General features: G+C 57.4%; 24 protein-coding genes. 16 read left to right on the top strand and 8 right to left on the bottom strand.

Features of this window, described 5'->3' with window-relative positions; translation table 11 throughout:
• Position 1: 1 nt before the first annotated feature.
• The 5 genes from nudB (at position 2) to ruvB (ending at position 3,484) form a co-directional block, all read left to right on the top strand.
• Entirely contained in the window at positions 2 to 445 is a 444-nt protein-coding gene (gene nudB, locus ACJBF3_RS04640) for a dihydroneopterin triphosphate diphosphatase (protein ID WP_008500446.1), read from the top strand.
• Between the two features lie 27 nt (positions 446 to 472).
• A complete protein-coding gene (locus tag ACJBF3_RS04645) occupies positions 473 to 1,213 on the top strand; it encodes a YebC/PmpR family DNA-binding transcriptional regulator (RefSeq protein WP_008500447.1) in 741 nt (246 codons plus the stop codon).
• A gap of 34 nt (positions 1,214 to 1,247) precedes the next feature.
• On the top strand, positions 1,248 to 1,769 hold the full coding sequence (gene ruvC / locus ACJBF3_RS04650; protein ID WP_003859749.1) for a crossover junction endodeoxyribonuclease RuvC: 522 nt from the start codon (positions 1,248 to 1,250) through the stop codon (positions 1,767 to 1,769).
• A gap of 81 nt (positions 1,770 to 1,850) precedes the next feature.
• The gene (gene ruvA / locus ACJBF3_RS04655; RefSeq protein ID WP_023617042.1) at positions 1,851 to 2,465 is read left to right on the top strand and encodes a Holliday junction branch migration protein RuvA; all 615 of its coding nucleotides are present in this window, start codon (positions 1,851 to 1,853) and stop codon (positions 2,463 to 2,465) included.
• Between the two features lie 8 nt (positions 2,466 to 2,473).
• Positions 2,474 to 3,484 carry a Holliday junction branch migration DNA helicase RuvB gene (ruvB, locus tag ACJBF3_RS04660; RefSeq protein ID WP_023336108.1) on the top strand — a complete coding sequence of 337 codons (1,011 nt, stop codon included), beginning with the start codon at positions 2,474 to 2,476 and terminating at the stop codon, positions 3,482 to 3,484.
• A gap of 88 nt (positions 3,485 to 3,572) precedes the next feature.
• Here ruvB and znuB read toward each other — a convergent pair whose 3' ends face one another.
• Both znuB and znuC read right to left on the bottom strand, forming a co-directional pair.
• Positions 3,573 to 4,358, bottom strand: a complete 786-nt coding sequence (znuB, locus tag ACJBF3_RS04665; protein WP_045326744.1) for a zinc ABC transporter permease subunit ZnuB — start codon at positions 4,356 to 4,358, stop codon at positions 3,573 to 3,575.
• A complete protein-coding gene (znuC, locus tag ACJBF3_RS04670; RefSeq protein ID WP_045326743.1) occupies positions 4,355 to 5,110 on the bottom strand; it encodes a zinc ABC transporter ATP-binding protein ZnuC in 756 nt (251 codons plus the stop codon). The genes znuB and znuC overlap by 4 nt, the downstream gene beginning before the upstream one ends.
• 77 nt (positions 5,111 to 5,187) lie before the next feature.
• Between znuC and znuA the strand changes: the two genes are divergently transcribed.
• From znuA to lpxM, 3 genes are all read left to right on the top strand, one after another.
• Positions 5,188 to 6,132, top strand: a complete 945-nt coding sequence (gene znuA / locus ACJBF3_RS04675; protein WP_045326864.1) for a zinc ABC transporter substrate-binding protein ZnuA — start codon at positions 5,188 to 5,190, stop codon at positions 6,130 to 6,132.
• A gap of 15 nt (positions 6,133 to 6,147) precedes the next feature.
• Positions 6,148 to 7,467, top strand: a complete 1,320-nt coding sequence (mepM, locus tag ACJBF3_RS04680; RefSeq protein WP_045326742.1) for a murein DD-endopeptidase MepM — start codon at positions 6,148 to 6,150, stop codon at positions 7,465 to 7,467.
• A gap of 121 nt (positions 7,468 to 7,588) precedes the next feature.
• Positions 7,589 to 8,560, top strand: a complete 972-nt coding sequence (gene lpxM, locus ACJBF3_RS04685; protein ID WP_045326741.1) for a lauroyl-Kdo(2)-lipid IV(A) myristoyltransferase — start codon at positions 7,589 to 7,591, stop codon at positions 8,558 to 8,560.
• A gap of 62 nt (positions 8,561 to 8,622) precedes the next feature.
• Here lpxM and pyk read toward each other — a convergent pair whose 3' ends face one another.
• Positions 8,623 to 10,065: a pyruvate kinase gene (pyk, locus tag ACJBF3_RS04690; protein WP_406544764.1), complete on the bottom strand. Its 1,443-nt coding sequence runs from the start codon at positions 10,063 to 10,065 to the stop codon at positions 8,623 to 8,625.
• A gap of 140 nt (positions 10,066 to 10,205) precedes the next feature.
• Positions 10,206 to 11,075 (bottom strand): MurR/RpiR family transcriptional regulator, encoded by an 870-nt coding sequence (locus ACJBF3_RS04695; RefSeq protein WP_045326738.1) that lies wholly within the window; start codon positions 11,073 to 11,075, stop codon positions 10,206 to 10,208.
• Positions 11,076 to 11,431: 356 nt separating this feature from the next.
• On the opposite strand from ACJBF3_RS04695, the gene zwf reads away from it, so the two are divergent.
• The 3 genes from zwf (at position 11,432) to ACJBF3_RS04710 (ending at position 15,633) form a co-directional block, all read left to right on the top strand.
• Entirely contained in the window at positions 11,432 to 12,907 is a 1,476-nt protein-coding gene (gene zwf, locus ACJBF3_RS04700; protein ID WP_028013613.1) for a glucose-6-phosphate dehydrogenase, read from the top strand.
• A 233-nt stretch (positions 12,908 to 13,140) separates the two neighbouring features.
• On the top strand, positions 13,141 to 14,952 hold the full coding sequence (gene edd, locus ACJBF3_RS04705; RefSeq protein ID WP_045326736.1) for a phosphogluconate dehydratase: 1,812 nt from the start codon (positions 13,141 to 13,143) through the stop codon (positions 14,950 to 14,952).
• Positions 14,953 to 14,991: 39 nt separating this feature from the next.
• On the top strand, positions 14,992 to 15,633 hold the full coding sequence (locus ACJBF3_RS04710) for a bifunctional 4-hydroxy-2-oxoglutarate aldolase/2-dehydro-3-deoxy-phosphogluconate aldolase (protein ID WP_045326734.1): 642 nt from the start codon (positions 14,992 to 14,994) through the stop codon (positions 15,631 to 15,633).
• A gap of 41 nt (positions 15,634 to 15,674) precedes the next feature.
• On the opposite strand, the gene purT is transcribed toward ACJBF3_RS04710, so the two are convergent.
• Positions 15,675 to 16,853 carry a formate-dependent phosphoribosylglycinamide formyltransferase gene (gene purT, locus ACJBF3_RS04715; RefSeq protein WP_045326732.1) on the bottom strand — a complete coding sequence of 393 codons (1,179 nt, stop codon included), beginning with the start codon at positions 16,851 to 16,853 and terminating at the stop codon, positions 15,675 to 15,677.
• A 171-nt stretch (positions 16,854 to 17,024) separates the two neighbouring features.
• Between purT and ACJBF3_RS04720 the strand changes: the two genes are divergently transcribed.
• Entirely contained in the window at positions 17,025 to 17,675 is a 651-nt protein-coding gene (locus ACJBF3_RS04720; protein WP_045326731.1) for a tellurite resistance TerB family protein, read from the top strand.
• Positions 17,676 to 17,760: 85 nt separating this feature from the next.
• Positions 17,761 to 19,821, top strand: coding sequence for an oligopeptidase B (ptrB, locus tag ACJBF3_RS04725; protein ID WP_045326729.1), 2,061 nt, complete (start codon positions 17,761 to 17,763; stop codon positions 19,819 to 19,821).
• Here the strand turns inward: ptrB and exoX are convergent.
• The 3 genes from exoX to ACJBF3_RS04740 form a co-directional block, all read right to left on the bottom strand.
• Entirely contained in the window at positions 19,818 to 20,480 is a 663-nt protein-coding gene (exoX, locus tag ACJBF3_RS04730; protein ID WP_045326728.1) for an exodeoxyribonuclease X, read from the bottom strand. The genes ptrB and exoX overlap by 4 nt on opposite strands.
• A 24-nt stretch (positions 20,481 to 20,504) precedes the next feature.
• A complete protein-coding gene (locus ACJBF3_RS04735; RefSeq protein WP_045326726.1) occupies positions 20,505 to 21,155 on the bottom strand; it encodes a carbon-nitrogen hydrolase family protein in 651 nt (216 codons plus the stop codon).
• 110 nt (positions 21,156 to 21,265) lie between these two features.
• Positions 21,266 to 21,496, bottom strand: coding sequence for a DNA polymerase III subunit theta (locus ACJBF3_RS04740; protein WP_008500465.1), 231 nt, complete (start codon positions 21,494 to 21,496; stop codon positions 21,266 to 21,268).
• Positions 21,497 to 21,633: 137 nt separating this feature from the next.
• On the opposite strand from ACJBF3_RS04740, the gene yobA reads away from it, so the two are divergent.
• From yobA to ACJBF3_RS04755, 3 genes are read left to right on the top strand one after another with little or no spacing between them, the layout of a single operon-like run.
• Complete coding sequence (gene yobA, locus ACJBF3_RS04745) at positions 21,634 to 22,005, top strand: CopC domain-containing protein YobA (protein WP_047716200.1); 372 nt, start codon at positions 21,634 to 21,636, stop codon at positions 22,003 to 22,005.
• A gap of 1 nt (position 22,006) precedes the next feature.
• The gene (gene copD, locus ACJBF3_RS04750) at positions 22,007 to 22,876 is read left to right on the top strand and encodes a copper homeostasis membrane protein CopD (protein WP_045326721.1); all 870 of its coding nucleotides are present in this window, start codon (positions 22,007 to 22,009) and stop codon (positions 22,874 to 22,876) included.
• 16 nt (positions 22,877 to 22,892) lie between these two features.
• Complete coding sequence (locus ACJBF3_RS04755) at positions 22,893 to 23,231, top strand: YebY family protein (protein WP_045326720.1); 339 nt, start codon at positions 22,893 to 22,895, stop codon at positions 23,229 to 23,231.
• The last annotated feature ends 154 nt before the right edge of the window (positions 23,232 to 23,385 follow it).

Below are 23,385 nucleotides of genomic sequence, written 5' to 3' on the forward strand. Positions count from 1 at the left end.
TATGACATATAAGCTCCCCGTTTCGGTCCTGGTGGTCATTTATGCAGAAGACACGAAGCGGGTGCTGATGTTGCAGCGGCGCGATGACCCTGAATTCTGGCAGTCGGTTACCGGCAGTCTGGAGGAGGGGGAGACCGCGCCGCAGGCCGCCGCGCGTGAAGTAAAGGAAGAGGTCGCCATTGACGTTGCCCGCGAGCAACTGACCCTGAAGGACTGTCAGCGCACGGTGGAGTTTGAAATTTTTAGCCATTTACGTCATCGCTACGCGCCGGGTACCGAGCGCAATACGGAGTCGTGGTTCTGTCTCGCGCTCCCCCATGAACGGGAGATCGTGTTTACCGAACACCTGACCTACCGCTGGGTGAATGCGGCGGACGCCGCCGCACTGACCAAGTCGTGGAGCAACCGGCAGGCGATTGAAGAATTTGTAATTAACGCTGCCTGAGAAGGCGCGATTTTTGGAGAACTTTTTATGGCAGGTCATAGTAAGTGGGCCAACACCAAACACCGTAAAGCGGCACAGGATGCCAAACGCGGTAAAATCTTTACCAAAATCATTCGCGAGCTGGTGACAGCAGCGCGTCTGGGCGGCGGCGACCCGGCGTCTAACCCGCGTCTGCGCGCGGCGGTGGATAAAGCGCTGTCTAACAACATGACGCGTGACACCCTGAACCGTGCCATCGCACGCGGCGTGGGCGGTGATGAAGACGCGAACATGGAAACCATCATTTATGAAGGTTACGGCCCTGGCGGTACGGCGGTGATGGTTGAGTGTCTTTCCGACAACCGTAACCGTACCGTTGCCGAAGTGCGTCACGCGTTCACCAAAACCGGTGGCAACCTGGGTACCGACGGTTCTGTAGCTTATCTGTTCAGCAAAAAAGGCGTCATCTCCTTCGAGAAGGGCGACGAAGATGCGATCATGGAAGCGGCGCTGGAAGCCGGTGCCGAAGACGTCGTGACCTTCGACGACGGTGCAATCGACGTCTACACCGCGTGGGAAGAAATGGGTGCCGTGCGCGATGCGCTGGAAGCCGCAGGTCTGAAAGCGGACAACGCTGAAGTGTCTATGATCCCGTCCACCAAAGCGGACATGGATGCGGAAACGGCACCGAAACTGCTGCGTCTGATCGACATGCTCGAAGACTGCGACGACGTGCAGGAAGTGTATCACAACGGTGAAATCTCTGATGAGGTTGCAGCGACTCTCTGATGAGAGCGTATAAGCCGTTTACGGGAGACGCGTGATGTCGATTATTCTCGGGATTGACCCAGGCTCACGCGTCACCGGTTATGGCGTTATCCGTCAGGTGGGACGCCAGTTAACCTACCTGGGCAGTGGCTGTATTCGCACTAAAGTCGACGATCTGCCGTCGCGCCTGAAGCTTATCTATGCGGGCGTGTCGGAGATCATCACCCAGTTTCAGCCGGACTATTTCGCCATCGAGCAGGTCTTTATGGCGAAAAACGCCGACTCGGCGCTCAAGCTCGGTCAGGCGCGCGGCGTCGCCATCGTCGCTGCGGTGAACCAGGATTTGCCGGTATTTGAATACGCGGCAAGGCAGGTCAAGCAGACGGTGGTGGGCATTGGTAGCGCGGAAAAAAGCCAGGTGCAGCACATGGTGCGTACCCTGCTGAAGCTCCCTGCAAACCCGCAGGCCGACGCCGCCGACGCGCTGGCGATTGCGATCACCCACTGCCACGTCAGCCAGAACGCGATGCAAATGAGCGAGTCGCGGCTCAATCTGGCGCGAGGCAGGTTACGATAATGACAAATCAGGCTGGATAAACATCCAGCCTTTTTTTATTATGTCGCAAGTCAAAAAATTTCCAGAACGCAGGAGCGTCACGTGATAGGCAGACTCAGAGGCATCATCATTGAAAAACAACCCCCGTTAGTGCTGCTGGAAGTGGGTGGCGTGGGCTATGAAGTCCATATGCCAATGACCTGCTTCTACGAGCTGCCGGACGCGGGCAAAGAGGCGATTGTCTTTACTCAGTTTGTGGTACGTGAAGATGCTCAGCTGCTGTACGGCTTCAACAACAAACAGGAACGCACCCTGTTTCGCGAGCTGATTAAAACCAACGGCGTGGGGCCAAAGCTGGCGCTGGCGATCCTGTCCGGCATGTCTGCGCCACAGTTTGTGAATGCCGTTGAGCGTGAAGATCCTGCGGCGCTGATTAAGCTTCCTGGCATCGGCAAGAAAACGGCAGAGCGCCTGATTGTCGAGATGAAGGACCGCTTCAAAGGCCTGCATGGGGATCTGTTCACGCCGGCGGCCGATCTGGTGCTGACCTCGCCGGGTGCGCCTGCGACGGATGATGACGCCGAGCAGGAAGCGGTTGCCGCGCTGGTGGCGCTGGGCTATAAACCTCAGGAGGCGAGCCGCATGGTGAGTAAAATTGCCAAACCGGACGCCAGCAGTGAAACCCTGATTCGCGAAGCGCTGCGCGCTGCATTGTGAGGTAAAGGATGATTGAAGCAGACCGCCTGGTGTCGGCAGGCACAATTCAGGCAGAAGACGTGGTGGATCGCGCGATTCGCCCAAAGCTGCTTGATGAGTATATCGGCCAGCCGCAGGTTCGTTCCCAGATGGAGATTTTTATCCAGGCGGCAAAGCTGCGCGGCGATGCGCTCGATCACCTGCTGATTTTTGGCCCGCCGGGCTTAGGAAAAACCACCCTGGCAAATATCGTCGCCAATGAAATGGGCGTCAATCTGCGCACCACCTCCGGTCCGGTGCTGGAGAAGGCGGGCGATCTCGCGGCGATGCTGACCAACCTCGAGCCGCATGACGTGCTGTTTATCGATGAGATCCACCGCCTGTCACCGGTGGTGGAGGAAGTGCTCTATCCGGCGATGGAAGATTACCAGCTGGATATCATGATCGGCGAAGGGCCGGCCGCGCGCTCCATCAAGATCGATCTGCCGCCGTTTACCCTGATTGGCGCCACCACCCGCGCAGGATCGTTGACCTCTCCGCTGCGCGACCGTTTCGGTATCGTGCAGCGCCTCGAGTTTTACCAGGTAGCGGATCTCCAGCATATCGTTGGCCGAAGCGCCCGCTATATGGGGCTGGAAATGAGCGAAGAGGGCGCGTTTGAAGTAGCGAAGCGTTCCCGCGGTACGCCGCGTATCGCCAACCGCCTGCTGCGCCGCGTGCGTGACTTTGCCGAAGTGAAGCACGATGGCTCGATTTCCGCCGAAATCGCCGCCCAGGCGCTGGATATGCTGAACGTCGATGCCGAAGGCTTTGACTATATGGACCGTAAGCTGCTGCTGGCGGTGCTGGACAAGTTCTTTGGCGGCCCGGTCGGGCTGGATAACCTGGCAGCGGCAATTGGGGAAGAGCGTGAGACGATTGAGGACGTGCTGGAGCCGTATCTGATCCAACAGGGCTTCCTGCAGCGCACGCCGCGTGGCCGTATGGCAACGGTGCGGGCGTGGAATCATTTCGGCATTACGCCACCGGCAATGCCGTAAATAATGCCGGGTGACGGCTACGCCTTACCCGGCCTACAATTTGGTCTTCGTAGCCCCGGTAAGCGAAGCGCCACCGGGGACATACCCGCTACTGCGCGGTCTTCTTCATCATGCTGAAGATAAACAGCACCGCCGCACTGAGCACCACGGACGGCCCCGCAGGCGTGTCGTAGAACGCCGAGAAGGTTAACCCCCCCGTTACCGCAATCATGCCGACAATCACGGCCACACCGGCCATCTGCTCAGGGGTACGGGCAAAACGACGCGCCGTAGCGGCAGGGATGATCAGCAGCGAGGTAATAATCAGCGCCCCGACAAACTTCATCGCCACGCCAATGGTTAACGCCGTCACCAGCATCAGCAGCAGCTTAACCCGCTGCAGCTTCACGCCGTCGACAAAGGCCAGGTCGGGGCTAACGGTCATCGCCAGCAGGTTACGCCACTGCCAGAGCAGAATAGCGAGTACCACCAGTACGCCAATGGCGATAGCGATAAGATCTTCCGGCGTCACGGCCAGCAGGTCACCGAAGAGGTAGGCCATCAGATCCACGCGGATGTTCGACATCAGGCTGACCACAACAAGGCCCAGCGACAGGGCGCTGTGCGCCATAATGCCAAGCAGCGTATCAATGGCGAGGTGAGGGCGCTTTTCGAGCCAAACCAGCCCGGCCGCCAGCAGCAGCGTGACGACAATGACCGCGTAGAACGGGTTAACGTTCAGCAGCAGGCCAAACGCCACGCCCAGCAGCGACGCGTGCGCCAGAGTATCGCCGAAGTAAGACATTCTGCGCCATACCACAAAAGAGCCGAGCGGGCCCGCGGCGCAGGCAAGCATAATCCCGGCCAGCCAGCCGGGCAGTAACAGTTCAATCATGAGTGTCCGTTTCCCCGACGCAGTACGATTCGTCCCTGCAAATCATGGCGATGATTATGATGATGGCGATAAATGCCGAGCTGCTCAGCGCCGCGAGGGCCGAACATGGAGATAAATTCCGGGTGCATTGACACCACTTCTGGCGTGCCGGAGCAGCAGATATGGTGGTTGAGACACAGCACTTCGTCGGTTTTTGCCATCACCAGATGCAGATCGTGGGACACCATCAGCACCGCGCAATCAAGCTCGCGACGCAGCTGGTCGATCAGGTCATAAAGCGCAACCTGTCCATTTACATCCACACCCTGAGTCGGCTCATCCAGCACCAGCAGCTGCGGGCTGCTGAGCAGGGCGCGGGCGAGCAAAACGCGCTGCGTTTCACCGCCGGACAGCTTTTGCAGCGGGGCATCAATAAGATGACCCGCCTGCACGCGCTTCAGCGCGGGGAGAATATCCGCTTTCCGCGTGCCGGGGCGCAGGCGCAAAAAACGGCTGACCGTAAGCGGCAGCGTGGCGTCGAGGTGCAGTTTTTGCGGCACATAGCCGATACGCAGTTTTTCCTCGCGCTTGATCACACCTTCGTCGGGGGCGACCAGACCCAGCACAACGCGCACCAGCGTGGATTTGCCCGCGCCATTAGGGCCGAGCAGCGTCAGAATTTTTCCTGGCTTCAGATCGAGCGACACGTCAGAGAGGACGCGGCGCTGGCCAAATGAGACCGAAATATTTTCAAGAGAAACCAATGTCGTCATGTCATTTTAAGCTTGAAGAAGTCAACGAATGTTATAATATCACATTCCACGCATTCACTACGATGATTAGTCGCATTATGTTACATAAAAATACGCTTCTTTTCGCAGCATTATCCGCTGCCCTTTGGGGTACAACCGCACAAGATGTTAACGCTGCGGTTGTCGCTTCGCTTAAACCACTTGGCTTCATCGCGTCGGCCATTGCCGACGGGGTAACGGAAACCCAGGTTCTGCTCCCGGATGGGGCATCCGAGCATGACTATTCCCTGCGTCCGTCAGACGTAAAGCGCTTACAAAACGCGGACTTAGTCGTCTGGATTGGTCCGGAAATGGAAGCGTTTATGCAGAAGTCAGCAAAACAGGTGACGGCCGAAAAGCAGGTCGCGATTGCTGAACTCCCCGGCGTGAAACCGTTGCTCATGAAAGGGGCGGATGACGACGGTGACGAACATGACCATCATGCTGCTGAGGGTGAAAAAGGTGATGGCGATCACCATCACGGCGAGTACAACATGCATCTTTGGTTATCCCCAGAGATAGCGCGGCTTTCAGCGGTTGCAATCCATGACAAATTAGTGGAACTTATGCCGCAAAGTCGAGCCAGGCTTGACGCCAACCTGAAGGATTTTGAGGCACAATTAGCCGCAACCGATAAGCAGGTGGGTAATGAGCTCGCACCGCTGAAAGGTAAAGGGTATTTCGTTTTTCATGACGCCTACGGCTATTACGAAAAACACTACGGTTTGACCCCGCTGGGGCACTTTACCGTCAACCCTGAAATTCAGCCTGGTGCGCAGCGTTTACATGAAATCAGAACACAGCTGGTTGAGCAAAAAGCGACATGCGTTTTTGCTGAGCCACAGTTCAGGCCAGCGGTCGTAGAAGCCGTGGCCAGGGGAACGTCCGTGCGCATGGGAACCCTTGACCCGCTAGGTACGAATATCCAGTTGAGCAAAGCGAGCTATTCGCAGTTCCTCAGCCAACTGGCGAACCAGTATGCGAGCTGCCTGAAAGGAGATTAACGAGGAAGTGAATACGTGCAACAGATAGCCCGCTCTGTCGCCCTGGCATTTAACAATCTGCCTCGACCCCACCGCGTTATGCTGGGGTCGCTTACAGTACTCACCTTAGCGGTCGCCGTCTGGCGGCCCTATGTTTACCACCCGAGTTCTGCCCCTATCATCAAAACCATTGAGCTTGAAAAGAGCGAAATCCGTTCTTTACTGCCTGAAGCCAGTGAGCCTATCGACCAGGCGGCTCAGGAAGATGAAGCCATCCCGCAGGATGAGCTGGACGATAAAACCGAGAACGAAGCGGGTATTCACGAATACGTGGTGTCTACCGGCGATACCCTGAGCAGCGTCCTGAACCAGTACGGCATCGACATGGGCAATATCAGCCAGCTGGCGGCGGCGGATAAAGATCTGCGTAACCTGAAAATCGGGCAGCAGCTCTCCTGGACATTAACGGCCGATGGGGATCTCCAGCGTCTGACCTGGGAAATGTCCCGCCGCGAAACCCGCACCTACGATCGCACTGCAAACGGTTTCAAGATGACCAGCGAAATGCAGAAGGGCGACTGGGTGAACAGCGTTCTGAAGGGCACCGTGGGCGCGAGCTTTGTCTCCAGCGCGCGCGATGCAGGCCTCACCAGCGCTGAAATCAGTTCGGTGATCAAAGCCATGCAATGGCAGATGGATTTCCGCAAGCTGAAGAAGGGCGATGAGTTCTCCGTCCTGATGTCCCGCGAAATGCTGGACGGCAAGCGCGAGCAGAGCCAGCTGCTGGGCGTGCGTCTGCGCTCTGAGGGCAAAGATTACTACGCGATTCGTGCCGAAGACGGTAAGTTCTACGACCGCAGCGGGACGGGTCTTGCAAAAGGCTTCCTGCGCTTCCCAACGGCGAAACAGTTCCGCGTCTCCTCCAACTTTAACCCGCGTCGTCTGAACCCGGTCACCGGGCGCGTCGCGCCGCACCGTGGCGTGGACTTTGCTATGCCGCAGGGTACGCCGGTACTGGCGGTTGGGGATGGTGAAGTGGTCGTGGCCAAACGGAGCGGAGCCGCCGGATACTATGTCGCGGTACGTCATGGCCGTACTTACACGACCCGCTATATGCACCTGCGTAAGCTGCTGGTCAAACCGGGCCAGAAGGTGAAGCGGGGCGACCGTATCGCGATCTCCGGCAATACCGGACGCTCTACCGGCCCGCACCTGCACTATGAAGTGTGGATCAACCAGCAGGCAGTCAACCCGCTGACGGCAAAACTGCCGCGCACCGAAGGCCTGACGGGTAAAGATCGTACTGATTATCTGGCGCAGGTGAAAGAGGTGATTCCGCAGCTGAGCCTGAACTAAGCCCTCTGTTTTTGTTAACAAAGCCGGCGCACACTGACGCCGGCTTTTTCTTTTGTACGTGGACGGCTGCCTCGCTACACTATCAGAATAAAATTTTGCGTCATCAGACCCTGGATCCAGCATGGAAACTAAAAAAAACAATATTGAATACATTCCTGAGTTTGAAAAATCCTTCCGCCATCCGCGAAACTGGGGCGCCTGGCTTGGTGTTTACGCCTTTGCGGGGATGGCGTTACTGCCTGCCCCTGTTCGCGATCCTGTCCTGGGTAAAATTGGCCGCCTGGCCGGACGCTTAGGCAAGAGCGCCCGCCGTCGCGCGCAGATCAACCTCTACTACTGTTTTCCTGAAAAAAGCGACGCCGAGCGCGAGGCAATCATTGATGAGATGTATACCACCGCGCCGCAGGCCATGGCGATGATGGCGGAACTGGCGCTGAAGGGGCCGGATAAAATCGTCGATCGCGTTGACTGGAAAGGGTTGGACATCATCGAGGAGATGCGTCGCAATGACGAGAAAGTCATTTTCCTTGTCCCCCACGGCTGGGGGGTTGATATCCCGGCGATGCTGATGGCGTCTCAGGGCCAGAAAATGGCGGCGATGTTCCATAACCAGGGAAATAAAATCTACGATTTTGTCTGGAATACGGTGCGCCGTCGTTTTGGCGGACGCTTGCATGCGCGTAACGACGGCATTAAGCCCTTCATTCAGTCGGTTCGTCAGGGGTACTGGGGCTACTATCTGCCGGATCAGGACCACGGCCCGGAGCACAGCGAGTTTGTTGACTTCTTTGCGACCTATAAAGCGACGCTTCCCGCGATTGGCCGCCTGATGAAAGTCTGCCGTGCCCGCGTCATACCGCTGTTCCCGGTCTATGACGGCAAAACGCATCGCCTGAATATTGAGGTTCGTCCGCCGATGGACGATCTGCTCACCGCGGATGACCACACCATCGCGCGTCGCATGAACGAAGAGGTGGAGATCCTGGTGGGGCCGCATGCCGAACAGTACACGTGGATTCTGAAGCTGCTCAAAACGCGCAAACCGGGTGAAACAGAGCCCTATAAACGCAAAGAGCTTTATCCGCGGAAATAAAAAAACACCCCTCACCCTGTCCCTCTCCCCATAGGGGAGAGGGGATCGCAGATGTACCGATATTATTCGACTGTGAGTACGCGGGTGGTGTTGGTTGAGCCGATGGTGCTCATCACATCGCCCTGGGTCACGATGACGATATCACCGGACACCAGATAGCCTTTGTCGCGCAGCAGGTTGACGGCATCGTGCGCGGCAGCTACGCCGTCATTGGTGCTGTCGAAGTGAACCGGCGTCACGCCGCGGTACAGCGCCGTCAGGTTGAGGGTACGTTCGTGACGTGACATGGCGAAGATCGGCAGACCGGAGCTGATACGCGAGGTCATCAGCGCGGTGCGGCCAGATTCGGTCATGGTGATGATCGCGGTAACGCCTTTAAGATGGTTTGCCGCGTACATCGCAGACATCGCAATCGCTTCTTCCACGTTGTCGAACTGCACGTCCAGACGGTGTTTTGAAACGTTGATGCTTGGGATCTTTTCAGCGCCCAGGCAGACGCGCGCCATGGCGGCCACGGTTTCTGCCGGATACTGGCCCGCGGCGGTTTCCGCAGAGAGCATTACCGCATCGGTACCGTCCAGCACGGCGTTTGCCACGTCCATGACTTCTGCACGGGTTGGCATGGGGTTGGTGATCATCGATTCCATCATCTGAGTGGCGGTGATCACCGCGCGGTTCAGCTGACGCGCGCGACGAATCAGCGCTTTCTGGATGCCGACCAGCTCAGGGTCGCCAATCTCAACCCCCAGGTCACCGCGCGCAACCATCACCACGTCAGAGGCGAGGATCACGTCGTCCATGGCATCCTGATCGCAAACGGCTTCCGCGCGTTCAACTTTGGCGACGATTTTGGCATCGCAGCCTGCATCACGCGCCAGGCGACGCGCATAGTTCAGGTCTTCGCCGCAGCGCGGGAAGGAGACGGCCATGTAGTCGACGCCAATCTGCGCGGCAGTCACGATGTCCGCTTTGTCTTTATCGGTAAGCGCTTCGGCAGAGAGACCGCCACCCAGCTTGTTGATGCCCTTATTGTTGGAGAGCGGGCCGCCGACGGTGACTTCGGTGAACACTTTCATGCCCTGAACTTCCAGCACCTTCAGCTGCACGCGACCGTCGTCGAGCAGCAGGATATCGCCAGGCACCACGTCGGCCGGCAGGCCTTTATAGTCAATACCGACTTTCTCTTTATCGCCTTCGCCTTTGCCCAGGTTGGCATCCAGCAGGAATTTGTCGCCGATGTTGAGGAAAACTTTACCCTCTTTAAAGGTCGATACGCGGATTTTTGGACCCTGCAAATCGCCGAGGATAGCCACATGGCGGCCCAGTTTTGCTGCGATTTCACGCACTTTGTCGGCACGTAATTTATGGTCTTCTGGCGTACCGTGAGAGAAGTTCATGCGCACCACGTTGGCGCCGGCGGCGATAATTTTCTCAAGATTATTATCGCGATCGGTGGCCGGGCCTAAGGTGGTTACGATCTTGGTTCTGCGAAGCCTTCTGGACATGTAATACTCCGTTGACTGAAACAACTTTGGTGTTGCGTGAACATTGAATCGGCCTTCATCTGCTGCAAGGCAGCGGAGAGTGGGCCGAATGCCGTAAATCGTTACATCGTAATTATTGGTTACGTCTTCGTTATCAACTATCAGGGAACATCGCTCTTTATAAGCAATTCTTTATCAAAACGCGATTCCTTCAGCGCTTCCTTGACCCGCTTCAAGTTATCCCGGAATTTTGCCCCCCGACGTAAGGTAAAACCGGTTGCCAGCACGTCAATCACCGTAAGCTGCGCCAGACGTGAGACCATCGGCATATAAATGTCGGTGTCTTCCGGCACGTCGAGGGTGATCGCCAGCGTTGCCTCCCGCGCCAGCGGCGTGCCTGCCGTGGTGAGGGCAATGACCATGGCATCGTTTTCACGGGCCAGCTGGGCCAGCTCGACCTGACTCTTGGTGCGGCCGGTATGCGAAATCAGCACCACGACGTCATCTTCACTGCAATTCATACAGCTCATGCGTTGCAGGACAATGTCATCGGAATAAATTACCGGGACGTTGAAGCGGAAAAATTTGTTCATGGCGTCATGCGCCACGGCGGCCGACGACCCGAGACCAAAGAACGCAATCCGCTTGGCCTGGGTGAGGAGGTCCACCGCACGATTTACGGAAATCATGTCCAGAGACTGACGGACGTGGTCAAGCGAAGCCATAGCCGATTCAAAAATTTTCGCGGTATAGGCATCAACGCTGTCGTCTTCATCCACATTACGATTAACATAAGGGGTGCCGTTAGCCAGACTTTGTGCCAGATGCAGTTTAAAATCAGGAAAGCCGCGCGTTTCCAGGCTGCGGCAAAAGCGATTAACGGTCGGTTCGCTCACACCCGCTTCCTGTGCCAGAGCGGCGATGCTTGAATGAATCGCCTGAGCGGGGGAGGCAAGAATGACCTCAGCCACTTTTCGCTCGGATTTGCTAAGGTGTTCCAGTTGAAACTGGATTTTTTCCAGCATGTTCATGTTAACGGGACGCTCATGGGTGTAAACGATTTCATAAATGGATGAAAGCGTGATTCGATTTAGCCGATATTACCCTTGTGGCTTCCATAAAGGGTAATATTCGACAAGATAATGTTGTTGTTTTTTTTCATAACTTGATCGGTGTCGGGTTTTGCTGTGACGCTGTTGCGCAAAGAAACGACGGTTGTTGCGTCATTGCGCCGTCGTAATCCTCCAGAGGGGGAAAAATCACGGTATCGCACGCGACGATAAGCGCTAATGGTTTCGGGAATGACGTAAAAGCAGTACAGTGCATTGTAATAAAATTACAACGATACCTGGCAGAAGTACCAGGTGATCCAACTGAGGAGAATGACATGGCGGTAACGCAAACAGCCCAGGCATGTGACCTGGTCATTTTCGGCGCGAAAGGCGATCTTGCACGCCGAAAATTGCTGCCTTCCCTGTATCAACTGGAGAAAGCGGGCCAAATTCACCCGGATACCCGCATCCTGGGCGTAGGGCGCGCCGACTGGGACAAGGACGCTTATACCAAAGTCGTCCGCGAGGCGCTCGAAACTTTCATGAAGGAAAAAATTGATGAAAGTTTGTGGGATACCCTGAGCGGACGTCTCGATTTCTGCAACCTGGACGTCAATGACGTCAGCGCGTTTAGCCGCCTGGGCGCGATGCTGGACCAGAAAAATCGTGTCACCATTAACTATTTCGCCATGCCGCCAAGCACCTTTGGCGCCATCTGCAAAGGCCTCGGCGAAGCCAAACTGAACGCCAAACCGGCGCGCGTTGTGATGGAGAAGCCGCTGGGTACCTCTCTGGCAACTTCGCGTGAAATCAACGACCAGGTGGGCGAGTTCTTTGAAGAGTGCCAGGTTTACCGTATCGACCACTATCTCGGTAAAGAGACGGTGCTGAACCTGCTGGCGCTGCGTTTTGCGAACTCCCTGTTCGTGAATAACTGGGACAACCGCACTATCGACCACGTGGAAATCACCGTGGCGGAAGAGGTGGGAATTGAAGGTCGCTGGGGTTACTTTGACCAGGCCGGTCAGATGCGCGACATGATCCAGAACCACCTGCTGCAAATTCTGTGCATGATTGCCATGTCTCCACCGTCAGACTTAACGGCGGACAGCATCCGCGACGCCAAAGTGAAGGTGCTGAAGTCGCTGCGCCGCATCGACCGCTCCAACGTGCGCGAGAAGACCGTCCGCGGTCAGTACACCGCCGGGTTTGCGCAGGGCAAGAAAGTGCCTGGCTACCTGGAAGAAGAGGGCGCGAACAAGTCCAGCAATACCGAGACGTTCGTGGCGATCCGCGTGGATATCGACGACTGGCGCTGGGCGGGCGTGCCGTTCTACCTGCGTACCGGTAAACGTCTGCCGACCAAATGTTCCGAAGTTGTCGTCTACTTCAAAAACCCTGAACTGAACCTGTTCAAAGAGTCCTGGCAGGAGCTGCCGCAGAACAAACTGACCATTCGTCTGCAGCCGGACGAAGGCGTGGATATCCAGATCCTGAACAAAGTGCCGGGCCTGGATCATAAACACAACCTGCAGACCACCAAGCTGGATCTGAGCTACTCCGAAACCTTCAACCAGACGCACCTGGCCGATGCTTACGAGCGTCTGCTGCTGGAAACCATGCGCGGTATTCAGGCGCTGTTCGTGCGCCGCGATGAAGTGGAAGAGGCGTGGAAGTGGGTCGACTCCATCACCGAAGCCTGGGCTGCCGATCAGGATGCGCCAAAACCGTATCAGGCGGGCACCTGGGGGCCGGTCGCGTCGGTGGCAATGATCACCCGCGATGGCCGCTCCTGGAACGAGTTTGAGTAAGATAATCCGCTAGCCCGAAAGTGTTATTTTACCGGTAACATGATCTAACACAGCTAGTGGAATAATATTTAAATTTTAAGCTCCGCGTGGATTCACCCGCGGAGCTTTTTTTATTACACTGCCGGAAGTGATTTTGCCCCTGAGCTCCGGACAGCAAGCGTTTCAGCGTTGTTAACAACTGCCAGCGACTTTGTAAACTCCCGAGCCCGGACAGATAAATGAGAGGAGCTTTTATGAATCCGACATTGTTACGCGTAACACAGCGCATTATCGAGCGCTCGAAAGAGACCCGTTCGGCCTACCTCGCCCGGATTGAACAGGCGAAGACCAACACCGTACATCGCTCGCAGCTGGCCTGCGGGAACCTGGCGCACGGTTTCGCCGCCTGCCAGCCTGACGATAAAGCGTCGCTGAAAAGCATGTTGCGTAACAATATCGCCATCATTACCGCCTATAACGATATGCTCTCCGCGCACCAGCCCTATGAGGTCTACCCGGATATCATCCGTAAGGCGCTGCACAGCGTGAATGCGGTCGGCCAGGTGGCGGGTGGCGTACCCGCTATGTGCGACGGCGTGACGCAGGGGCAGGACGGTATGGAGCTCTCCCTGCTGAGCCGCGAAGTGATTGCCATGTCCGCGGCGGTGGGCCTGTCGCACAACATGTTTGATGGCGCGCTGTATCTCGGCGTGTGCGACAAAATTGTCCCGGGCCTGGTGATGGCGGCGCTGTCGTTTGGCCATCTGCCTGCGATCTTCGTGCCGTCAGGCCCCATGGCGAGCGGCCTGCCGAACAAAGAAAAGGTGCGTATCCGCCAGCTGTACGCGGAAGGGAAGGCAGACCGCCAGGCGCTGCTGGAGGCGGAAGCCGCGTCCTACCATGCGCCGGGAACCTGTACGTTCTACGGTACGGCCAACACCAACCAGATGGTGGTGGAGTTCATGGGGATGCAGCTTCCGGGCTCATCCTTTATCCAGCCTGATGCGCCGCTGCGCAAGGCGCTGACCGAGGCTGCGGCCCGTCAGGTGACGCGTCTGACCGGCAACGGCAACGAATGGATGCCGATGGGCAAAATGGTCGATGAAAAAGTCATCGTTAACGGGATTGTCGCCCTGCTGGCCACCGGCGGGTCGACCAACCACACCATGCACCTGGTGGCCATGGCGCGTGCGGCGGGCATTCTGATTAACTGGGATGATTTCTCCGAGATCTCATCCGTGGTGCCGCTGATGGCGCGCCTGTACCCGAACGGCCCGGCGGACATCAACCACTTCCAGGCCGCAGGCGGCGTACCGCTGCTGATGCGCGAGCTGCTGAAAGGCGGTTTGCTGCATGAAGACGTGAACACCGTGGCCGGCTTTGGCCTGCAGCGCTACACCCAGGAGCCGTGGCTGAACAACGGCGAGCTGGACTGGCGTGAGGGCGCGAGCGCGTCGCTTGATGCGCAGGTTATCGCCACCATCGACAAACCGTTCTCTCCTCACGGCGGCACCAAAGTGCTCAGCGGCAACCTTGGTCGCGCGGTGATGAAGACCTCTGCCGTACCGGAAGAGAACCAGATTATTGAAGCGCCGGCGGTGGTGTTTGAAAGCCAGCACGACGTATTACCCGCCTTTGACGCGGGTCTGCTCGATAAAGACTGCGTGGTGGTGGTGCGTCATCAGGGGCCGAAAGCCAACGGGATGCCAGAATTACATAAACTTATGCCACCACTTGGTGTATTATTGGACCGCCGTTTCAAAATTGCGTTAGTGACCGATGGACGCCTCTCGGGCGCATCCGGCAAAGTGCCTTCCGCTATCCACGTGACGCCGGAAGCCTACGACGGCGGTTTGCTGGCGAAAGTGCGCGACGGCGATATGATCCGCGTGAACGGCCAGACGGGCGAGTTAACCCTGCTGGTCGATGACGCCGAGCTGGCGGCACGTAAGCCCCATATTCCTGACCTGAGCGCCTCGCGCGTGGGGACCGGACGCGAAATGTTCAGCGCGCTGCGTGAGAAACTCTCCGGCGCGGAGCAGGGCGCAACCTGTATGACGTTTTAAGACGACTTGATTTTAACGATCTGGCGAGAGAGAACTCTGATGAAAAACTGGAAAACAAGTGCAGAAGCAATCCTGACCACGGGCCCTGTCGTGCCGGTTATTGTGGTAAACAAGCTGGAGCACGCTGTACCGATGGCGAAAGCGCTGGTTGCGGGCGGCGTTCGCGTTCTGGAAGTGACCCTGCGCACCGCCTGCGCGATGGACGCGATTCGCGCGATTGCCAAAGAAGTGCCGGACGCTATCATCGGTGCAGGTACCGTAACGAACGCAAAACAGCTGGCTGAAGTAACCGAAGCGGGCGCGCAGTTTGCCATCAGCCCGGGTTTGACCGAGTCGCTGCTGAAGGCGGCCACCGAAGGCACTATTCCGCTGATCCCGGGCATCAGCACCGTTTCTGAACTGATGCTGGGCATGGACTACGGTCTGAAAGAGTTCAAGTTCTTCCCGGCGGAAGCGAACGGCGGCACCAAAGCGCTCCAGGCGATTGCGGGTCCCTTCTCACAGGTACGCTTCTGCCCGACGGGCGGTATCTCGCCTGCCAACTACCGTGACTACCTGGCGCTGAAAAGCGTGCTGTGCATCGGTGGCTCATGGCTGGTTCCGGCGGATGCGATGGAAGCGGGCGACTGGGATCGCATCACCAGACTGGCTCGCGAAGCGGTGGAAGGCGCGAAGCAGTAAGCTATTCGTCGCATGAAAAACGGGCCTTTCGGCCCGTTTTTTTATCCTGCTACCTTGATGCTCGCAGCGGCCGCTTTTGCTCTCGCTACGGCGTCGTCCACGCTCTCCCCGGTGGCTAATGCCACGCCAAGACGGCGGGTTCCGTCGATCTCCGGCTTGCCGAATAGACGTACCTGCAACCCGGCACCCACCGCCACGTCGACGTTATCAAACGTGACGTTCTGGCTGGTAAGCTGCGGCAGGATCACCGCCGAGGCGGCCGGGCCGTACAGACGGATACCGCCGACGGGCAGGCCGAGGAAGGCACGCACGTGCAGGGCGAACTCGGAGAGATCCTGCGAAATCAGCGTGACCATGCCGGTGTCATGCGGGCGCGGGGAGACTTCGCTGAAAATCACCTCATCTCCGCACACGAACAGCTCCACGCCGAACAGGCCATGGCCGCCCAGTGCCAGAACGGTTTTACGGGCGATGGCCTGCGCACGCTCCAGCGCCAGGGCGCTCATCTGCTGCGGCTGCCAGGACTCGCGGTAATCGCCATCCTCCTGGCGGTGGCCAATCGGATCGCAGAAATGGACGCCGTCAACGGCGCTGACGGTCAGCAGGGTGATCTCGAAATCAAAATTCACGACGCCTTCAACGATGACGCGACCGGCTCCGGCGCGGCCACCCTGCTGGGCATAATCCCACGCCTTGTCAAGGGTGCTGCTGTCGCGGATAAAGCTCTGGCCTTTTCCGGAGGAGCTCATCACCGGCTTAACGATGCACGGGTAGCCAATCTCCTCTACCGCCTTCAGAAACGCGGCTTTATCGCCCGCAAAACGGTAGCCTGAGGTGGGCAGCCCCAGCTCTTCCGCCGCCAGGCGGCGAATGCCTTCGCGGTTCATGGTCAGCTTTGCGGCTTTCGCGCAGGGCACCACGCGCTGGCCTTCCTGCTCCAGGGCGATCAGCGTATCGGTGGCGATGGCTTCTATCTCCGGCACGACAAAATCGGGTTTCTCACGCGTAATCAGGTCGCGAAGGGCATCACCATCGAGCATGTTAATTACATACGCGCGGTGGGCGACATGCATGGCGGGCGCATCGGCGTAGCGGTCAACGGCAATCACTTCCACGCCTAAACGCTGACACTCAATAGCGACCTCTTTTCCCAGCTCGCCCGATCCCAACAGCATCACTCGCGTCGCCGCAGGTCGCAGCGCGGTTCCTAAACGAATCATAACAATCCCCCTGAAAAAGTTGCGCGCAGTATAAACGAAAACGTTTGCGTCTGTCTTGTACGCGGCTACGTGCGGGGGTAAGAAATTTGCGCTTCTTTAGCCCGTCCAGACATTTCCTGACGCCTGCTCGCTTACGCTGTGGAACATGTTCACCGTTAAGTGAGGGAAACCATGTCTGGCTGGCTAAATCAACTGCAATCCCTGTTAGGGCAGAAAACATCCTCTTCCGGCGAGCGGGACCTCAGCAAGCTGCTGGTACCCGGAGCGCTCGGCGGGCTGGCAGGCCTGCTGGTCGCGAATAAATCCTCGCGCAAGCTGCTGGCAAAGTATGGCACGGGCGCGCTGCTGGCCGGCGGGGGCGCCATCGCGGGCACCGTTCTGTGGAATAAATACAAGGACAGGGTTCGGACCGCGCACAGCGATGAACCGCATTATGGCGAGCACACCTCGCCGCTGGATCTGCGTACCGAACGGCTCATTAAGGCGCTGGTTTTTGCCGCGAAAAGTGACGGTCATATTGACGATAAAGAACGCTCGGCGATCGAGCAGCAGCTGCGCGAGGCCGGTGTTGAAGAGAAGGGCAGAGCGCTGGTGGCGCAGGCCATCGAGCAGCCGCTCGATCCCCAGCGCCTGGCGCAAAGCGTGAATAATGAGGAAGAGGCGCTCGAACTCTATTTCCTCAGCTGCGCCGCTATCGATATCGATCACTTTATGGAGCGAAGCTACCTTAACGCCCTCGGCGACGCGCTGAAGATCCCTCAGGACGTGCGCGAGGGCATTGAGCGGGATATTCGGGAACAAAAACAGGCGCTACAGGGCTAGCCTTCGCCGTTGCGACCCGGTTTCGCTTGCATCATGCGTGGGTTTTGCCAACCTTATAGGGTGTAAAACTTAAAAGAAAGATGACATGCCACCGAAAGCCCGACGTATTCCTTATGCGATCGCCACGCATGGCGATACGCGTATAGACAACTATTACTGGCTGCGGGACGATTCGCGCTCCCGGCCAGAGGTGCTCGACTACCTGCACGAGGAAAACGACTATGGCCGCAGGGTCATGTCCAGCCAGCAGACGCTGCAGGATCGGCTGCTGAATGAGATGGTGCAGCGCGTTCCCCAGCGCGATATCTCGGCACCATGGACTAAAAACGGCTATCGCTATCGCCATATTTACGAGCCCGGCAACGAGTATCCCATCTACCAGCGTCAGTCGGTGCTCAGCGCCGAATGGGATGCGTGGGATATTCTGCTGGATGCCAACCAGCGCGCCGCCCACAGCGAGTTTTATACCCTGGGCGGCATGTCCATTTCGCCGGATAACGCGGTGATGGCGCTGGCGGAGGACTATCTCTCCCGCCGCCAGTACGGCCTGCGTTTTCGCAATCTGGACACCGGCAACTGGTATCCGGAAATGCTGGAAAACGTCTCTCCGGATTTTGTCTGGGCCAATGATTCCGAGACGGTTTATTACGTTAAAAAGCACGCGTCAACGCTGCTGCCTTATCAGGTGTGGCGACATACCGTGGGAACGGACTCCGCTGACGACGAGCTGGTTTACGAGGAGAAAGACGAAACGTTTTATGTCAGCCTGCATAAAACCTCCTCTCGCCACTATGTGATTATCTTCCTTTCCAGCGCGACGACCTCGGAAGTTCTGCTGCTGGATGCCGAACTGCCCGACGCCCAGCCGCTCTGCTTCCTGCCGCGCCGCAAGGATCACGAGTACAGCCTGGATCACTTCCAGCACAGCTTTTATCTGCGCTCGAATCGCGAGGGGAAAAACTTTGGTCTCTATAAAACCAAGGTGCGCGACGAGCGCAAGTGGGAGGTGCTTATTCCCGCGCGGGATCAGGTGATGCTCGAAGGGTTTACCCTGTTTACCGACTGGCTGGTGGTGGAAGAGCGCCAGCGCGGACTGACCAGTATCCGGCAAATCAACCGTAAAACGCGCGAAGTGGTGGGGATTGCGTTCGACGACCCGGCCTACGTGACGTGGATTGGCTTTAACCCTGAGCCCGAATCGTCGCGTTTGCGCTACGGCTACTCGTCCATGACCACGCCGGACACCCTGTTCGAGCTGGACATGGATACCGGGCAGCGCCAGGTGATTAAGCAGACCGAGGTCAAAGGTTTTGAGTCTGAAAACTACCGCAGCGAGCACCTGTGGGTCACCGCCCGCGACGGCGTCGAGGTTCCCGTCTCGCTCGTCTACCATAAGGCCCATTTCCAGAAAGGGAAAAACCCGATCCTGGTCTACGGCTACGGCTCCTACGGCTCAAGCATGGACGCCGATTTCAGCAGCAGCCGATTAAGCCTGCTCGACCGCGGCTTTGTTTTCGCCATCGCCCATATTCGCGGCGGCGGTGAGCTGGGGCAGCACTGGTATGAAGACGGGAAATTCCTGAAAAAGAAAAACACCTTCAATGACTATCTCGACGTCTGCGATGCGCTGATTGAGCAGCGCTATGGCGATCCGCAGCTCTGCTTTGGCATGGGCGGCAGCGCGGGCGGCATGCTGATGGGGGTGGCTATCAACCAGCGTCCAGACCGCTTCAAGGGGATTGTCGCGCAGGTGCCGTTTGTCGATGTGGTGACGACCATGCTCGATGAGTCCATTCCACTGACCACCGGGGAGTTTGAAGAGTGGGGGAATCCACAGGATGAGATTTATTATCGCTATATGAAGGATTACAGCCCGTACGACAACGTGGAGGCGAAAGCCTACCCGCACATGCTGGTCACCACCGGTCTGCATGATTCTCAGGTGCAGTACTGGGAGCCGGCAAAATGGGTGGCAAAACTGCGGGAGCTGAAAACCGATGATAACCTGCTGCTGCTCTGTACCGATATGGACTCCGGTCACGGCGGAAAATCGGGGCGATTTAAATCCTACGAGGGGGTGGCCCTGGAATATGCCTTTTTGATAGGCCTGGCGCAGGGCACGCTGCCAGGCCGTGCGGAGCGTTAGGCTTCGCCCAGATAGTGCTTCAGCGTCAAGCGCAGCTCCGGGCTCATTCTGTCGAGGTTGTTATACAGCCAGCGCAGATAGCCCGGATCCTTATCCGCCACCTCGGACACCGGCTTCCCGCGATATTTACCAAAGGTAAAGGTGGTCAGCAGCGCGGGACGACCGGTGATTGTTGCCATATCATCCGGCGTCCAGCCAGAGGTATTCATAATATCAATCAGCAACGCGGCGGTGATATAGCAGTCATACAGGGCGCGGTGATGGTGAAGCCCCTCAGGGGTTCGGACGCTGAGCTTGCGGGACTTGTACAGCGCCATGTTACTGTATTTAATCCCCGGCCAGAGACGGCGCGCCAGCTTCATGGTACAAATCCATTCGCCCGGCATTTCAGGCAACACGCGGCGATCGAAACTGGCGTTATGCGCGACGTACCACGGGCTACCGTAGTAGTGGGGAATGATCTCTTCGATCCACGGCTTATCCGCCACCATCGATTCGGTTATGCGATGGATAGCCATTGCCTGAGGGCTGATGGGGCGATCGGGACGCACCAGATGGCTCATTGGGTTGACGATTTTACCATCAACCACGTCGACAGAGGCCACTTCCACAATTCCGCCCTGAAGATCGCAAGTTTCGGTATCGATGACGCGCAGCATTGAAAACTCCTGAGCTTAAAACGCCTAGCCTAAAGGAATGATATCGCCTTGCCAACCCTCTCCGCCGAGCGTGCCGGTCAGCAGCAGCTCGCCCTTATCCGCACGAACGATCAGCTGGCCTCTTTCATCCCACAGAGCGCTACCGCCGCAGGCGTTCGCCATCAGCACCGCTATGGCATATTTGTGCGCGAAGCGCTGCAGGGTGCTGATGGACTGCCCCCAGCGGTGATCCTCCACGGACTGACAGCTGGTAACCAGCGTGGCTCTGGGGTCGAGATTGGGGGAATCGGCATGGGCATCAAGAATGCTGAGCTGCTTTTCCCCCGGCACCAGGCTGGCACCGCTACCCTGCGGGTAGCGCAGAATGCGGCGGCGAGCGGGAGTAAAGAGCGCGAGGCCTTTCAGGCGCAGGCCATTCCGCTCCAGCGGGAGACCGGCAATCACGGTAATACGGTGAAAATGCGCCGCCTCAATCAGCGGTTCCAGCTGCGCGTCGCCGGGTGGGGGAGGTAACGTCGTTGAACCCGAGCCCGTTAACGAGAGTTCAGGGAAGACCAGCAGATCGCACCACTGCCGTGCGGCTTCGGCGATGAAGCGCAGGTGATTCGTAACGTGGTCATCCACACTCTGATGCTGACGGCCATACTGGGCTGCCGCTATATTCCAATGTGACATCGTGACTTCCTTATACACTGAGTCGCAGAGATTTAAGAATACACCTAAATTTATCAGGGCTTTCTTATCCTGCCAGATTCCGCGTAAGGAAATGTAACGACTCGTTAAGCTTATTTAACTTTAGGCTCGTACGGTAAACGGGAGAGGTTAACCGAGGCGAGACGGTGGGCGATTAATCTTTCGCGAAACCAGTCGCGCAGATGGGCGGGTTGTTCCCGTTCAACGACCTCAGCCACGACGGGCATGTTGTAACGCTCTTTAAACGCGACGCCAGCGGCAGCGAGATCGACATTCACTTTATCCATCTCGTCCTGCGGAAGGGCGGCCAGATTGATCTTCATTACCTTCTCCTTTTTATGCGGCGGCAACGTTACCGCGATTGCACGACGATGACAAGCGGAGGCAGGATGATCCTCGACTCGCTTATTATACAGCGTTATTCTTTAGCATACAGACATAACAAAAAGGAATGATTGCGATGGGTTTCTCCGCTTCCCGCGCGGTATGCGCACTGGTTTTTGTGGCCTCGACAATGATGACCCCCTCCGTGCTGGCACATGCACATCTCACACAGCCGATCCCGGCCGCAGGCAGCGTGGTGAGTGCTCCGCAGGCACTTACGCTGAATTTTTCAGAGGGTATCGAACCGGGATTTAGCGGCGTGGTGGTGACGGATGCGCAAAAGCAAGTCATTAAAACGGGTACCGCTACGCGAGACGACAAGAACAAGGCTCAGCTCACCGTTCCGCTGGAGCACACGCTGGCCTCTGGCACGTATCGGGTGGACTGGCATGTGGTCTCCGTAGACGGCCATAAAACCAAAGGCAGCTATCACTTTAGCGTCAAATAACATGCTGGCGCTGTGTTATATCGGGTTGCGCTTTGTCCATTTCACGGCGCTGATGCTGGTTTTTGGCAATGCGCTTTACGGCGTCTGGTTTGCGCCTTCCTCCCTCCAGCGGCTGATGTCGCGACGTTTTGCGCGACAGCAGCGAGTGGCTTCCCTGATCGGCCTGGCAAGCGCGCTTATGATGTTTATGCTGCAGGGCGGACTGATGGGTGACGGCTGGGGAGACGTGCTTAGCCCTCGGGTCTGGCAGGGTGTTCTGGGAACGCAGTTTGGCAGCGTCTGGCTGTGGCAAATCATTCTCGCTGCGATGACGGTCGGTGCCGCATGGCTGGCACCGATGAAAGGCTCGCGTCTGCTGCTGCTCGCCATGGGCCAGCTTATCCTGCTGGCGGGAGTAGGGCACGCGGCGATGAACGACGGCCCGCTGGGGGCGTTGCAGCGGGCTAATTATGCGTTGCACCTGCTCTGCGCCGCGACCTGGCTTGGTGGATTACTGCCCCTGCTGTTCTGCATGCGTCTGGCGACGGGGCGCTGGCAGAATGCCGCCATCTTTACCATGATGCGCTTTTCGCGCGTAGGCCACTATGCGGTCGCGGGCGTGCTGCTCACCGGCGCGATCAATGCGCTATTGATACTGGGCGTCCACATTCCCTGGCAGGCTGGCTACGTACAGTTTTTGTTGTTCAAATGTGCGCTGGTGGCCTTGATGGTGGTAATTGCGCTGGCAAATCGGTATTTTCTGGTGCCACGGTTTCGTCCGGAGAGCGGACGAGCACAACAGATTTTTATCAGGATGACACAGGCAGAAGTGGTGCTGGGCGCGCTGGTACTGGCAACGGTCAGTCTGTTCGCCACCTGGGAACCCTTCTGACAAGGTTAAATATCATATGAAAAAGACAGTACTTTCTCTCATATTGCTGGCCTGCTCCGGGAGCGCGCTTGCCGCACCGCAGGTTATCACCGTCAGCCGTTTTGAAGTGGGCAAGGACAAGTGGGCGTTCAACCGCGAAGAGGTGATGCTGACCTGCCGTCCTGGCCATGCGCTGTATGCCATTAACCCGAGCACGCTGGTGCAGTACCCGTTAAATGCTGCCGCCGAGCAGCAGGTCGCCAGCGGCAAGAGCAGCGGTCAGCCGATTAGCATCATTCAGATAGATGACCCGGCGCATCCGGGACTGAAAATGAGTCTGGCACCGTTTATCGAGCGTGCCGACACGCTCTGCTAACGTTCAGGTTTCCAATAAAAAACCGCAGATGCTTGCGAAAGCACTGCGGTTTTTCACATTTTATGATGCTCTGGCGCTTTTTTTCCGGCCGCTTTAGCTGTGGACTGGAAAACCTGGCGTCGTCATCTATTCTTAAAAGGCAAGGCGACTTAGC

Origin of the sequence: Enterobacter sp. PP-008-ECC_S150 (assembly GCF_045257065.1) — a bacterium.
Classification (GTDB): Bacteria; Pseudomonadota; Gammaproteobacteria; order Enterobacterales; family Enterobacteriaceae; genus Enterobacter; species Enterobacter chengduensis.

Excerpts from the sequence above, each read along its gene's own strand:
- nudB (WP_008500446.1), top strand. The coding sequence starts at position 2 with ATGACATATAAGCTCCCCGTTTCGGTCCTGGTGGTCATTTATGCAGAA.
- ACJBF3_RS04645 (WP_008500447.1), top strand. The coding sequence starts at position 473 with ATGGCAGGTCATAGTAAGTGGGCCAACACCAAACACCGTAAAGCGGCA.
- ruvC (WP_003859749.1), top strand. The coding sequence starts at position 1,248 with ATGTCGATTATTCTCGGGATTGACCCAGGCTCACGCGTCACCGGTTAT.
- ruvB (WP_023336108.1), top strand. The coding sequence starts at position 2,474 with ATGATTGAAGCAGACCGCCTGGTGTCGGCAGGCACAATTCAGGCAGAA.
- znuB (WP_045326744.1), bottom strand. The coding sequence starts at position 4,358 with ATGATTGAACTGTTACTGCCCGGCTGGCTGGCCGGGATTATGCTTGCC.
- znuC (WP_045326743.1), bottom strand. The coding sequence starts at position 5,110 with ATGACGACATTGGTTTCTCTTGAAAATATTTCGGTCTCATTTGGCCAG.
- znuA (WP_045326864.1), top strand. The coding sequence starts at position 5,188 with ATGTTACATAAAAATACGCTTCTTTTCGCAGCATTATCCGCTGCCCTT.
- lpxM (WP_045326741.1), top strand. The coding sequence starts at position 7,589 with ATGGAAACTAAAAAAAACAATATTGAATACATTCCTGAGTTTGAAAAA.
- pyk (WP_406544764.1), bottom strand. The coding sequence starts at position 10,065 with ATGTCCAGAAGGCTTCGCAGAACCAAGATCGTAACCACCTTAGGCCCG.
- ACJBF3_RS04695 (WP_045326738.1), bottom strand. The coding sequence starts at position 11,075 with ATGAACATGCTGGAAAAAATCCAGTTTCAACTGGAACACCTTAGCAAA.
- zwf (WP_028013613.1), top strand. The coding sequence starts at position 11,432 with ATGGCGGTAACGCAAACAGCCCAGGCATGTGACCTGGTCATTTTCGGC.
- edd (WP_045326736.1), top strand. The coding sequence starts at position 13,141 with ATGAATCCGACATTGTTACGCGTAACACAGCGCATTATCGAGCGCTCG.
- ACJBF3_RS04710 (WP_045326734.1), top strand. The coding sequence starts at position 14,992 with ATGAAAAACTGGAAAACAAGTGCAGAAGCAATCCTGACCACGGGCCCT.
- purT (WP_045326732.1), bottom strand. The coding sequence starts at position 16,853 with ATGATTCGTTTAGGAACCGCGCTGCGACCTGCGGCGACGCGAGTGATG.
- ACJBF3_RS04720 (WP_045326731.1), top strand. The coding sequence starts at position 17,025 with ATGTCTGGCTGGCTAAATCAACTGCAATCCCTGTTAGGGCAGAAAACA.
- ptrB (WP_045326729.1), top strand. The coding sequence starts at position 17,761 with ATGCCACCGAAAGCCCGACGTATTCCTTATGCGATCGCCACGCATGGC.
- exoX (WP_045326728.1), bottom strand. The coding sequence starts at position 20,480 with ATGCTGCGCGTCATCGATACCGAAACTTGCGATCTTCAGGGCGGAATT.
- ACJBF3_RS04735 (WP_045326726.1), bottom strand. The coding sequence starts at position 21,155 with ATGTCACATTGGAATATAGCGGCAGCCCAGTATGGCCGTCAGCATCAG.
- ACJBF3_RS04740 (WP_008500465.1), bottom strand. The coding sequence starts at position 21,496 with ATGAAGATCAATCTGGCCGCCCTTCCGCAGGACGAGATGGATAAAGTG.
- yobA (WP_047716200.1), top strand. The coding sequence starts at position 21,634 with ATGGGTTTCTCCGCTTCCCGCGCGGTATGCGCACTGGTTTTTGTGGCC.
- copD (WP_045326721.1), top strand. The coding sequence starts at position 22,007 with ATGCTGGCGCTGTGTTATATCGGGTTGCGCTTTGTCCATTTCACGGCG.
- ACJBF3_RS04755 (WP_045326720.1), top strand. The coding sequence starts at position 22,893 with ATGAAAAAGACAGTACTTTCTCTCATATTGCTGGCCTGCTCCGGGAGC.